Below are 12,713 nucleotides of genomic sequence, written 5' to 3' on the forward strand. Positions count from 1 at the left end.
GAGCGCTCCTTCAGCGGGATGCGGCACTGGCCGCTGCCGTCGGCGCGTAGCGACGCACCTTCTGTCCTGCGCTCAGCACATGCACGCCGGCAGTGACGACCTCCTGCCCGGCGGTCAGTCCGGACGCGACGACAACCTCGTTGCCATCGGCCCCGGCCACCGTGATCGGCTGCAGCTTGACCGTCATGGTCTTGGAATCCAGTAGCCAGACAGCACTCTGCCCCTTGCTTTCCAGCACGGCGGTGAGCGGCAGCTTGATCGCCTGCTCCTGTCTCGGCAGGTCGAGAAACACCGTCGCAGTCTGACCCAGGCGAACATCGAGCTTGCCGGCATCGGCCTTCACCAGGAAGGTCCGCGTTACCGGGTCAGCGGCAGCGGCCACTTCGCGCAAAGCAGCAGGCACCGGCTGCTGCTGGTCGCCCCAGACTCGCACGCTCAAGGCGCCAGGTCTTGCCGCCGCCTCACGCAGACCGGCGATCAGGTGCTCAGGCACCGAAAAGACGAAATCCTTGGGGCCGTCATGCGCCACCCGCAGCACCGGTGTACCCGCCCCAACCACCATGCCGGGCTCGGCCTCCACCGCAGTGACCACACCCGCCGCATCAGCCACCAGGGTCGAATACGAGGCCTGGTTCAGCTGAGCTTCGGCCTGAGCCTTGGCTTGGTCGAGCTGGGCCTGTGCGGCCTTGAAAGCAGCGTCGCGGCGCTCCAGTTCGGCCGCACTGATAAAGCCTTGCTTGTGCAGATCGATGAAGCGCTTGTAGTCGGCGCCCATCTGGTCGCGATTGACGCGTGCCGCCTGCATCGCAGCGCCTGCGGCCTCCTGCGCCAGCAGCAGATCGCGGGCATCCAGGCGCGCCAGCACTTGCCCCGGCCGCACCACATCACCCAGTCCGACGCGTCGCTCAATCAGCTTGCCTCCGACGCGGAAGGACAGGCGCGATTCGGTGCGCGCACGCACATCGGCCGCGAACTCGATGGTGCGCCCGGCGCGCTCACCCGCCAGCACCTGCGTGCGCACCGCGCGCTCCACCTCTGGCGCAGGCACCTGACGGCTGCAGGCACCCAGCAGCAACAGCAGCGCCGTCGCTACACACAGTGCCCCGGCGGGCTTGTTGATTCTTGTTGGCATGAACAACCTCGATCCTGAGCGACGCATGCAGCCGACCCAGCCATGACAGGGCGACGCAACACAGGGACGCGAAACTTAACTGACTGACCGGTCAGTAATATATTGAGCCACCCCGGTGCTGTCAAATCGCAATCTTCACACCAAGCCGGCGCCAGCGATGCGCCAAGGTGTCGCTTGCACCCACAATCCAGGCCCGTGAGCATCGAGCACTACGAGAACTTCCCTGTCGCGTCCTGGCTGTGCCCGCCGGCGCTGCGCCCCGCCATCTCGGCCCTCTACCACTTCGCGCGCACGGCCGACGACATCGCGGACGAGGGCGACGCCACGCCGCAGCAGCGACACGCCCTGCTCCAGGCCTATCGCGCCGACCTGCATGCAGTGGCCAGCGGCCGGCCACCCAGCGCCGCCTGGGCCACTGCCGTCTTCGCACCACTGCGCCAGGCACTCAGTTCTTATCGACTGCCGGTACGGCTTCTGGAGGAGCTGCTCGATGCTTTCGAGCAGGACTTGGTCAAGACGAGCTATGCAGACCGTGACGAGCTGCTCGCCTATTGCCGCCTCTCGGCAAATCCGGTCGGACGGCTGCTGCTGCATCTCTACGGCATCACCGATGCGCAGGCACTGGGCCGCTCGGACGCGATCTGCACCAGCCTGCAACTGATCAACTTCTGGCAGGACCTCAGCCGCGACGGCCCGCGTGGCCGCGTCTACGTGCCTGCAGCCGACCTCGCTCGCCACGGTCTGACGCAGGAGGACTTCCTGGCCTGCCGCGACAGTGCGGCAGCGCGAGCGCTGATCCGCGAGTTGTGCGATTGGGCCGCGTCGCTGATGCGCGAAGGCGCGCCGCTGGTACATCAGATCCCGGGTCGTGCCGGCTGGGAATTGCGCTTCGTCGTGCAAGGCGGACTGCGCATTCTTGCGAGAATCGCCGCCATGGACTACGCCAGCCTGCTGCAGCGCCCGCGCCTGGGCCTGCTCGACTTCCCGCCTCTGCTCTGGGGGGCCACGCGCATGCGGGCCGCCACTCCTGCCACCCGGGAGACCGTGTGACGCCAGAGCAGTATGTGCAGCAGAAGGCAGCCGACAGCGGATCGAGCTTCTACTACGCCTTTCTGTTCCTGCCGCCGCCACGCCGCGCGGCGATCACCGCCTTCTATGCCTTCTGCCGCGAGGTGGACGATGTTGTCGACGAGATGTCCGACCCAGGCGTCGCTGCTGCCAAGCTGGCATGGTGGCGAAAGGAAGTGGCGGCCGCCTTTGCCGGCAAGCCCAGCCATCCGGTGATGCAGGCGCTGATGCCGCATTGTGCAGAGTTCGACATTCGTGCCGAGCATCTGCTGGCCGTGACCGAGGGCTGTCAGATGGACCTGGAGCAAACGCGTTATCTGGACTTTGCCGGACTGCAACGCTACTGCCATTTGGTCGCCGGCGTGGTCGGCGAGGTCGCCAGCGGAATCTTCGGCCGCCGCGATCAACAAACCGTGGCCTATGCACACAAACTCGGCCTTGCCATGCAACTCACCAACATCATCCGCGATGTCGGCGACGACGCAAGGCGCGGGCGCATCTATCTGCCCATTGCCGAATTGCAGCAATTCGACGTCAAGGCCCACGAGATCTTGCTGCGCCAACGGCCCTGGGGCTACAGCGATCGCTTCAACGCGCTGATGAAATTCCAGGCCGAGCGTGCGCATCGGCTCTACGACGAAGCGCTGGCCCTGCTTCCCGAGATCGACCGGCGTGCGCAGAAGCCCGGGCTGATGATGGCCAATATCTACCGCGCCTTGCTGCGCGAGATCGAGGCCGAGCAGTTCCAGGTGCTGCATCAACGTATCGCCCTGACGCCCTTGCGCAAGCTCTGGATTGCGATGCGCACCAACTGGCGCGGCCGATGAAGAGTCCGCGTCTGGCGGTCGTCGGCGGCGGCTGGGCAGGCATTGCTGCGGCTGTCGAGGGCGTGCGGCGCGGCTGGCAGGTCGAGCTTTTCGAGATGGCCGGCCAGCTCGGCGGGCGAGCGCGCAGCCTGACCCAGGAGCCGCGCCTGGACAACGGCCAGCACATCCTCATCGGCGCCTATCGCGACACGCTGGCACTGATGCGCCAAGTGGGCGTGCAGACCGAGACGGCCTTGCTCCGACTGCCGCTGACACTGCGCTATGTCGATGGCGGCGGCCTGCAACTGGGACGCGGGCCAGCTGCCCTGGCCTTCGTCAGGGCTGTACTCAGTCAGCGCGGCTGGTCCTGGCGTGCTCGGCTGCAACTGCTCGCCACCTGTGCTGCCTGGTCCGTGCGCGGCTTTCGCTGCGCGCCGCAACTCACAGTCGCGCAGCTATGCGCCAGCTTGGCGCCAGCCTTGCGTCGTGAGCTGATCGATCCGCTCTGCGTCGCCGCCCTGAACACGCCTGCTCAAGCGGCCAGCGCTGCGGTGTTCCTGCGCGTGCTGCACGATGCCTTGCTTGGCGGCCCAGGCGCGTCGGACTTGCTGCTGCCGCGCCTGCCCTTGAGCGACCTGCTGCCCGGACCGGCCAGCAGCTGGCTGCGCGCGCAGGGCTGCCGACTCCAGCTCGGCCACCGCATTGACATGCTTCAGCGCGATGCAGAGCAGGCCGTATGGCTGCTGGCCGACCGTGCCTTCGACCATGTGGTGCTCGCGACCTCCGCGGCCGAGGCCGCGCGGCTGGCGGCTCCGTGGGCGCCCGACTGGGCAGCGCAGGCCAGCGCGCTGCGCTTCGAGCCCATCATCACCGTCTACCTTCACAGCCCTGGCAGCCGTCTGCCCGCCCCCATCGTCGCGCTCCACGACGGCGCACAGGCGCCGGCGCAATACGCCTTCGACCTGGGTCAGCTCGGCCATGCGCCCGACTGCTTCGCCTTCGTCGTCAGCGGCGCCAGTTCCTGGGTGCAGACCGGACTGGATGCCACCGCTCAGGCGGTGCTCGCGCAGGCGATGGCGGCGCTGCACTGGGCCAGCGAGCCGACTCTTCTACGCTGCCTGGCAGAGAAGCGCGCCACCTTCGCCTGCACGCCGGGACTTGATCGCCCGCCGTCGCTGATCTGCTCCAGCCTGGTCGCCGCCGGAGACTATGTGGCGGGGCCCTACCCGGCCACTCTGGAAGGCGCCGTTCGATCGGGAAAGTCGTCCATCGAGACGCTGGCTGGCTCACCGTAAGCCCGCTCAATCGGTATGAAATGCGCATGCCAGTGCAGTTTCGCCATGCAAAAACCCACGCAGTTCGCGCACAATGCCAAGCATGGCGAGCAAAGAGAATCAGACCCCCGCAATTCAAGTGATGGAACGCGCCTTCGCGCTGCTGGACGTGTTGGCAAGCCATCAGGACCCGGTCTCGCTCAAGCAGATCAGCGAGTCAACCGGTCTGCACCCCTCGACAGCGCACCGCATCCTCAATGACCTGACCATCGGCCGGTTCGTGGACCGACCGGAAGCCGGCAGCTACCGGCTCGGCATGCGCTTGCTCGAACTCGGCAATCTGGTGAAAGCGCGGCTGGACGTCAGAGATGCGGCAATCGGGCCAATGCGAGAACTGCACAAGCTCACGCACCAGCCGGTCAATCTGTCCGTGCGCCAGGGCGACGAGATCGTCTACATCGAACGCACCTACAGTGAGCGCTCGGGCATGCAAGTGGTTCGCGCTGTCGGCGGACGTGCGCCGCTGCACCTGACCTCGGTCGGCAAGCTCTTTCTCGCCAGCGACGATCCGCAGCGGGTGCGCGCCTATGCCACCCGAAGTGGTCTGGCCGGCCACACCCGCAACAGCATCACCGAGCTGAGTGCACTCGAGCGCGAGATGGCAGCGGTGCGTCAGCGCGGCGTCGCCCGCGATGACGAAGAATTGGAGCTGGGTGTGCGCTGCATGGCCGCAGGCATTTACGACGATCAGGGCAAGCTGGTCGCGGGCCTGTCCATCTCGGCCCCCGCCGATCGACTGGAAGAAAGCTGGCTGCCCCGCTTGAAGGAAACGGCCGCACAGATCTCAGCCGCCTTGGGCTACCGCGGCTGAACGCCGTCGGCCACCTCGGGGGCCCGGCGGGATCTCAGCCTCAGCTTGACGTGCCGACGAACTGCTGGCTCAGCACCTGGCCGCTGTTCAGCCATTTGCGAACCCGCTCCGCATCGCCGATGCGCGAGTACTTGCCAGCCGAGTCCAGGAACACCAGGATAAGCTTGCGGCCCGCCAGCTGAGCCTGCATGACCAGACACTGGCCCGCCTCACTGATGAAGCCGGTCTTCTGCAGACCGATATCCCAGTCAGGCTTGCGCACCAGCCCGTTCGTCGTGCGGAACTGAACCTGCCGCCGTCCCAGTGCTACGACCGCCTCCGGCGAGGTAGAGAACTCGCGGAGCAGAGGAAACTCGTGCGCCACCTTGACCAGCGCCGCCAGATCCCGCGCGCTCGACTGGTTGCGGCTCGAGAGTCCGGTCGGTTCGACATAGTGCGTGTCGTTCATGCCCAGCGCGCGCGCCTTCGCATTCATCGCCCGCACGAAACCGTCCATGCCCCCCGGATAGCTGCGCCCCAGCGCGTGCGCCGCGCGATTCTCGGAGGACATCAGGGCCAGGTGCAGCAGTTCACCCCGGGTCAGCGTCGTGCCGATGGCCAGTCGCGAGCCAGTACCCTTCTCGGTGTCCTTGTCGTCGTCGGTGATGGTGATCTTCTCGTCCAGCGGCAATCCAGCCTCGACGACCAGCAGTGCCGTCATCAGCTTGGTAATGGACGCGATCGGCAGCACCGCCTGTGAGTTCTTGGCAAGCAGGACCTCGTTGGTCTCTTGATCGAGGACCAGTGCCACACTGGACTTCAGATCCAGCGGGTCGTCCACCTCGTGGAGCCCGGCAAGACGACCGAAGGAGGGCTTGGCCGCCACGGCCACGGCGGCGACGCTGGTAGCGGCCACGGCCTTAGCCTTGCCTGCGGCGCGGACCTGCCGCTTGGCGGCGGGCTTGGACTTGCGAACCGTCTTGCCGCTGAGTTCAGCAGCCTTGGCCTGCGTGCTGGCATGAGCCGAGGGCGCACTGACAAGCGCGCCGCCGAGAACGGTGACGCCCCCCAACAGCGCGACGGACAACAAGCGAGCCAATTTGTTCTTCAATCCGACCTCCAACGACAGCCCTGGCAGTGTATGGGATAGGAAAAATCGAAGCAAGGCAGCAGCTTAGCAACGATATTTAAAGCGACGTATTGCTCAACTCGAAGCCACTTCAGCAGCACCAGTGCCCGATGGCCAGCCCTGCGCTCGCCTCAACCTTGAGCAGCCACGCGTTCGACCTTGCTTTGCAGCTTGTTCAGCGCGCTCAAATATGCCTTGGCCGATGCCACGACGATATCCGGGTCCGCCCCCACTCCGTTGACCACGCGTCCGGCATGCTGCAGTCGAACCGTGACCTCGCCCTGCGATTCTGTGCTTCCGCTGGTGATGGCGTTGACCGAATAGAGCAGCAACTCGGCGCCACTTTGCACCTTGGACTCGATCGCCCGTAGGCTGGCGTCGACCGGGCCGTTGCCGTCGGCCTCGGCGCGGTGCTCCACCGTGCCTGCAGCGAAGACGATGCTGGCATGCGGGCGCTCACCGGTTTCCGAACGCTGCGACAGCGACAGCAGCCGGTAATGCTCCTGCTCGGCCGTCACCGACTCATCCATGACCAAGGCGATGATGTCCTCGTCGAAGATCTCGTTCTTGCGATCGGCCAGATCCTTGAAGCGCAGGAAGGCCGCGTTGATCTCCGCTTCCGACTCGAGATCGATGCCCAGATCCTGCAAGCGTTGCTTGAAGGCGTTGCGCCCGCTGAGCTTGCCCAGCACGATCTTGTTGGCGCTCCAGCCCACATCCTCCGCGCGCATGATCTCGTAGGTGTCGCGCGCCTTGAGCACGCCGTCCTGATGGATGCCCGAGGCATGGGCGAAGGCGTTGGCACCAACCACTGCCTTGTTCGGCTGCACAACGAAACCGGTGGTCTGCGACACCAAGCGCGAGGCCGGCACGATCTGAGTGGTCTCGATACCGACGTCCAGACCGAAGTAGTCGCGGCGGGTCTTTACCGCCATCACCACCTCTTCCAGCGAGCAGTTGCCGGCTCGCTCGCCCAGGCCGTTGATCGTGCATTCGACCTGGCGCGCGCCGCCAAGCTTCACGCCGGCCAGCGAGTTGGCGACCGCCATGCCCAGATCGTTATGGCAGTGCACCGACCAGATCGCCTTGTCCGAGTTGGGCACCTTCTCGCGCAGGGTCTTGATGAAGTTGCCGTAGAGCTCCGGGATCGCATAGCCGACCGTGTCGGGAATATTGATCGTGCCGGCGCCCTCGGCGATCACCGCTTCGATAACGCGCGCGAGGAAGTCGATGTCGGAGCGGTAGCCGTCCTCGGCGGAAAACTCGACGTCGCCGCACAGCGTGCGCGCGAAGCGCACCGACTGCTTGGCCTGCTCCAGCACCTGCTCGCGCGTCATGCGCAGCTTCTTCTCCATATGGAGTTCGCTGGTGGCGATGAAGGTGTGGATGCGCGAACGCGCCGCCCCCTTCAGCGCCTCGGCGGCACGCGAGATGTCGCGGTCGTTGGCGCGGGCCAGCGAGCACACAGTGCTCTCGCGCACCGCATCGGCAATCGCCTTCACCGCCTCGAAGTCGCCGTTGCTGGACGCAGCGAAGCCGGCCTCGATCACATCGACCCGCATGCGCTCGAGCTGGCGCGCAATGCGTAGCTTCTCGTCCTTCGTCATCGACGCGCCAGGGGATTGCTCGCCATCGCGCAGGGTGGTGTCGAAGATGATCAGCTTGTCAGCCATGGGGATCTCCGTTGAAGGCTGGAGGTTGCTAGAAACAACAAGGCCCGCGAAGCAGGTGCTTGGCGGGCCGGGTTGCAGGGATTCTGTGAACAGACGTGTGCAGTCAGCGCGCCGATGGCACGAGGGCTAGTAGCAGCAGAGCAGATGCAGACACACGGTTCATGTGGGCCAATATAGCACGCGGACGAGAGCCACCGGCCTCCGTCATTGGTGAAGTCCTTTTTCGTCGGGTTCGTCCGTGGACGTTGCGATGACGCTGACCGGCTTGCCCTTCACCCGCTTGTAGACATAGACCGCATAGCCTGAAACGCCGTAGATGCAGAACAGGCCGAACAGCACGGTCGGCGGATGAATGTTGATCACTGCGATGCCCAGCGCGATCAGCACGATGACGATGAAGGGCACCGAGCGCTTGAAGCTGATGTCCTTGAAGCTGTAGAACGGCACGTTGGTCACCATCGTCAGACCGGCATACAGCGTGAAGCCGAAGGCCAGCCAGGCGATCTGGGGATCGGCATACACCTTGGTATAGCCGGCGTCGTCGAACACCCAGATCAGGCCCACGACCAAGGCCGCCGCCGCCGGACTGGGAACGCCCTGGAAGAAGCGCTTGTCGACCACGCCGAGGTTGGTATTGAAGCGTGCCAAGCGCAGCGCCGCACCGGCGCAATAGACGAAGGCCGCCAGCCAGCCCAGCTTGCCCAGTCCCTGCAGCGCCCACATGTACATGATCAGCGCGGGGGCGGCGCCGAAAGACACCATGTCGGCGAGACTGTCCATCTGCTCACCGAAGGTGCTTTGCGTGTTCGTCATTCGCGCGACGCGGCCATCCAGGCTGTCGAGCACCATGGCACTGAAGATGCCGTAAGCCGAAGCCTCGAACCGGCCATTCATCGCCATCACGATGGCGTAGAACCCGCTGAAAAGAGCGGCCAGCGTGAACAGATTCGGCAGGATGTAGATGCCCTTGCGACGCGGGCGCACAGGCTCGAGCACCTCGCTGTCGTCATCGTCCGCGAGCAGCGCCGGGACTTTCTTGTCGTGGTCGGTCATGGGGAGCGAGGATACAACAGCGCACCCATGAAAAAAGCCGCGGCGGTGCCGCGGCTTTGTCGTCTTCAGCTCTGCCGAGAGCCGCAAGCATGCGGCCCGGCCTTCGGATGGCGTCGGACCGTCCTCGCCCGCTCGCTTGCAGGCGAGCGGTCCTTCGCGAGGCGTCGCCGAGTGCGCAGGCCCTCGGCTCGGTCCTCGCTCAGTTCTTGCTCTGGTCGACCAGACGGTTCTTCTTGATCCAGGGCATCATCGCGCGCAGCTTCTCGCCGACCTGCTCGATCTGGTGCTCCGAGGTCAGGCGGCGGCGCGACAGCAGCGTCGGGGCGCCAGCCTTGTTCTCGAGGATGAAGCTCTTGGCGTATTCGCCGGTCTGGATGTCCTTCAGGCACTGACGCATGGCCTTCTTGGTCTCCTCGGTCACGACGCGCGGGCCGGTGACGTACTCGCCGTACTCGGCGTTATTGGAGATCGAGTAGTTCATGTTGGCGATACCGCCTTCATAGATCAGGTCGACGATCAGCTTGAGCTCGTGCAGGCACTCGAAGTAGGCCATCTCGGGCGCATAACCGGCTTCGACCAGCGTCTCGAAGCCCGCCTTGATCAGCTCGACGGTGCCGCCGCACAGCACGGCCTGCTCGCCAAACAGGTCGGTCTCGGTCTCTTCGCGGAAGTTGGTCTCGATGATGCCGGCCTTGCCGCCGCCGTTGGCCGCGGCGTAGCTCAGCGCCAGGTCGCGCGCCTTGCCGCTCTTGTCGGCGTAGACGGCGATCAGGTGCGGCACGCCACCACCCTGGGCGTAGGTGCCGCGCACGGTGTGGCCCGGGGCCTTGGGGGCGACCATCCACACATCCAGGTCGGCACGCGGCGTGACCTGGCCGTAGTGCACGTTGAAGCCGTGGGCGAAGGCCAGCGAGGCGCCCTGCTTGATGTTGGGCTCGACTTCCTTCTTGTAGACGTCGGCGATCTGCTCGTCGGGCAGCAGGATCATCACCACGTCGGCGGCCTTCACGGCCTCGGCGATCTCGGCGACCTTCAGGCCGGCGTTCTCGGCCTTGGCCCAGGAAGCGCCGCCGCGGCGCAGACCGACGGTGACCTTGACGCCGCTGTCGTTCAGGTTTTGCGCATGGGCGTGGCCTTGTGAGCCATAGCCGATGATGGTGACGTTCTTGCCCTTGATGAGGCTCAGGTCAGCGTCCTTGTCGTAGAAAACATTCATGTCGGTCTCCAGGAAAAATCGGTACGGATACGGTGGTTGAGAGGCTGATGGATCAGGCGCGCAGGATGCGCTCGCCGCGGCCGATGCCGCTGGAGCCGGTGCGCACGGTCTCCAGGATCGCGCTGCGATCGATGGCGTCGATGAAGGCGTCGAGCTTGGAGGCGTCGCCGGTCAGCTCGATGGTGTAGGTCTTCTCGGTCACGTCGATGATGCGGCCGCGGAAGATGTCGGCGGTGCGCTTCATCTCCTCGCGCTCCTTGCCGACCGCACGCACCTTGATCAGCATGAGCTCGCGCTCGGTGTAGTTGCCTTCGGTCAGGTCGACGACCTTGACCACCTCGATCAGGCGGTTCAGGTGCTTGGTGATCTGCTCGATCACCTCGTCCGAACCGGTGGTGACGATGGTCATGCGCGACAGCGAGGGGTCCTCGGTCGGCGCGACGGTGAGGCTCTCGATGTTGTAGCCCCGGGCGGAGAACAGGCCCACCACGCGCGACAGCGCGCCGGCCTCGTTCTCGATCAGCAAAGCGATGATGTGTTTCATGAGTCTCGTCCTGCGCGCTCTTCAGACCGGCGGCGGTAACCGACGGCCCTTGGCCACGCTGTTCGATGAAGGGAAAGATCGTTGGGCAATCCGCTGCAGTGGCCCTCCGCCATCCGGAACAAGGGGCGTGGTAACGCTCCCCCATCGCGAACGGCTTCGAGCCCTTACAGATCTTCGGAGCCCAGCAGCATCTCGGAAATACCCTTGCCCGCCTTGACCATGGGCCAGACGTTCTCGGTCGGGTCGGTGCGCACGTCGAGGAACACGGTGCGATCCTTCAGGCGCATTGCCTCGCGCAGTGCGGGCTCAACGTCGGAGGGCTTCTCCACCAGGATGCCCACGTGGCCATAGGCCTCGGCCAGCTTGACGAAGTTGGGCAGCGCATCCATATAGCTGTGCGAGTAGCGGCCCTCGTAGTCGAGCTGCTGCCACTGGCGCACCATGCCCAGGTAGCGGTTGTTCAGCGAGAGGATCTTCACCGGCGTCTTGTACTGCGCGCAGGTGGAGAGCTCCTGGATGCACATCTGGATCGAGCCTTCGCCGGTGATGCAAAACACATCCGACTCCGGCTTGGCCAGCTTGATGCCCATTGCATAAGGCAGGCCCACACCCATCGTGCCCAGGCCGCCGGAGTTGATCCAGCGACGCGGCTCGTCGAAGCGGTAGAACTGCGCAGCCCACATCTGATGCTGGCCCACATCGGAGGTGATGTAGGTGTCGCGGTCGCGGGTCAGGTTCCACAGCGTCTCGACGACCATCTGCGGCTTGATGACATCGCTGTCATGGTTGTAGGCCAGACAGTCGCGGCGGCGCCATTCGTTGATCTGGCTCCACCAGGCATTGATGGCCTGGCTGTCCGGCTTGGCCTGCGCTTCCTTGATCTGCGCGATCAATTCCTGCAACACGTCCTTGACGTCGCCGACGATGGGAATGTCCACGCGCACGCGCTTGGAGATCGACGACGGATCGATATCCACGTGAATGATCTTGCGCTCCACCTGGGCGAAGTGCTTGGGGTTGCCGATCACGCGATCATCGAAGCGGGCACCAACCGCCAGCAGCACATCGCAATGCTGCATGGTCATGTTCGCCTCGTAGGTACCGTGCATGCCCAGCATGCCCAGGAAACGCGGGTCGGTGCCAGGCATCGCGCCCAGGCCCATCAGGGTGTTCGTGCAGGGATAGCCCAGCAGGTCGACCAGCTCTCGCAGCTCGGCCGTGGCCTCGCCGAGAATCACGCCGCCGCCGGTGTAGATGTAGGGCCGCTTGGCCTGCATCAGCAGCTGCACTGCCTTGCGGATCTGGCCGGAATGGCCCTTGCGCACCGGGTTGTACGAGCGCATCTCCACATGGGCGGGGTAGCTGAAATGCGTCTTCGCCAGCGAGACATCCTTGGGGATGTCCACCACCACAGGGCCGGGACGGCCGGTGCGCGCGATGTGGAAGGCCTTCTTCAGCGTGCTCGCCAGGTCGCGCACATCCTTGACGAGGAAGTTGTGCTTGACGATCGGACGGGTGATGCCGACGGTGTCGCATTCCTGGAAGGCGTCCAGGCCGATCGCGGCGGTGGGCACCTGCCCGGTGATGATCACCATCGGGATCGAGTCCATGTACGCCGTCGCGATACCGGTGATCGCGTTGGTCACGCCGGGACCCGAGGTCACCAGTGCGACGCCGACATCGCCGGTGGCGCGCGCGTAGCCGTCAGCAGCATGCACCGCTGCCTGCTCGTGGCGCACCAGCACATGCTGGATGGACTCCTGCTTGTAGAGAGCGTCGTAGATGTAGAGCACCGCACCGCCGGGATAGCCCCAGAGGTACTTGACGTTCTCGGCCTGCAGCGAGCGGACGAGGATTTCCGAACCGTTCAGTTCGGCGGGAGATTGGGAGGGGGAATGCGGTTGTGCCGAAGCGGCACGCTTGACTTCCGCGGCAGAGATTTCCATATCGAACCTTTGCGATTTTCTC

At 65.1% G+C, this 12,713-nt stretch carries 11 protein-coding genes; 4 read left to right on the top strand and 7 right to left on the bottom strand.

Features of this window, described 5'->3' with window-relative positions:
• Positions 1 to 10: 10 nt before the first annotated feature.
• On the bottom strand, positions 11 to 1,132 hold the full coding sequence (locus AC2EBS_RS07420) for an efflux RND transporter periplasmic adaptor subunit (RefSeq protein WP_484727751.1): 1,122 nt from the start codon (positions 1,130 to 1,132) through the stop codon (positions 11 to 13).
• Between the two features lie 195 nt (positions 1,133 to 1,327).
• On the opposite strand from AC2EBS_RS07420, the gene hpnC reads away from it, so the two are divergent.
• From hpnC to AC2EBS_RS07440, 4 genes are all read left to right on the top strand, one after another.
• Positions 1,328 to 2,182 (top strand): squalene synthase HpnC, encoded by an 855-nt coding sequence (gene hpnC / locus AC2EBS_RS07425; protein ID WP_484727752.1) that lies wholly within the window; start codon positions 1,328 to 1,330, stop codon positions 2,180 to 2,182.
• Positions 2,179 to 3,027 carry a presqualene diphosphate synthase HpnD gene (hpnD, locus tag AC2EBS_RS07430; RefSeq protein WP_484727753.1) on the top strand — a complete coding sequence of 283 codons (849 nt, stop codon included), beginning with the start codon at positions 2,179 to 2,181 and terminating at the stop codon, positions 3,025 to 3,027. Before hpnC ends, hpnD begins: the two co-directional genes overlap by 4 nt.
• A complete protein-coding gene (hpnE, locus tag AC2EBS_RS07435) occupies positions 3,024 to 4,301 on the top strand; it encodes a hydroxysqualene dehydroxylase HpnE (RefSeq protein WP_484727754.1) in 1,278 nt (425 codons plus the stop codon). Before hpnD ends, hpnE begins: the two co-directional genes overlap by 4 nt.
• Positions 4,302 to 4,383: 82 nt before the next feature.
• Complete coding sequence (locus AC2EBS_RS07440; RefSeq protein WP_484727755.1) at positions 4,384 to 5,151, top strand: IclR family transcriptional regulator; 768 nt, start codon at positions 4,384 to 4,386, stop codon at positions 5,149 to 5,151.
• Between the two features lie 40 nt (positions 5,152 to 5,191).
• Here the strand turns inward: AC2EBS_RS07440 and pbpG are convergent, their stop codons facing one another.
• From pbpG to AC2EBS_RS07470, 6 genes are all read right to left on the bottom strand, one after another.
• Positions 5,192 to 6,241, bottom strand: a complete 1,050-nt coding sequence (pbpG, locus tag AC2EBS_RS07445) for a D-alanyl-D-alanine endopeptidase (protein WP_484727756.1) — start codon at positions 6,239 to 6,241, stop codon at positions 5,192 to 5,194.
• Positions 6,242 to 6,390: 149 nt separating this feature from the next.
• Positions 6,391 to 7,932 carry a 2-isopropylmalate synthase gene (locus AC2EBS_RS07450; RefSeq protein WP_484727757.1) on the bottom strand — a complete coding sequence of 514 codons (1,542 nt, stop codon included), beginning with the start codon at positions 7,930 to 7,932 and terminating at the stop codon, positions 6,391 to 6,393.
• A gap of 204 nt (positions 7,933 to 8,136) precedes the next feature.
• Positions 8,137 to 8,985, bottom strand: a complete 849-nt coding sequence (gene pssA, locus AC2EBS_RS07455; protein ID WP_484728307.1) for a CDP-diacylglycerol--serine O-phosphatidyltransferase — start codon at positions 8,983 to 8,985, stop codon at positions 8,137 to 8,139.
• 199 nt (positions 8,986 to 9,184) lie between these two features.
• Complete coding sequence (gene ilvC, locus AC2EBS_RS07460; RefSeq protein WP_484727758.1) at positions 9,185 to 10,201, bottom strand: ketol-acid reductoisomerase; 1,017 nt, start codon at positions 10,199 to 10,201, stop codon at positions 9,185 to 9,187.
• Positions 10,202 to 10,253: 52 nt separating this feature from the next.
• On the bottom strand, positions 10,254 to 10,745 hold the full coding sequence (gene ilvN / locus AC2EBS_RS07465) for an acetolactate synthase small subunit (RefSeq protein WP_484727759.1): 492 nt from the start codon (positions 10,743 to 10,745) through the stop codon (positions 10,254 to 10,256).
• Between the two features lie 164 nt (positions 10,746 to 10,909).
• Positions 10,910 to 12,691, bottom strand: coding sequence for an acetolactate synthase 3 catalytic subunit (locus tag AC2EBS_RS07470; RefSeq protein WP_484727760.1), 1,782 nt, complete (start codon positions 12,689 to 12,691; stop codon positions 10,910 to 10,912).
• Positions 12,692 to 12,713: the final 22 nt, after the last annotated feature.

Source organism: Roseateles sp. T103, from assembly GCF_057219915.1.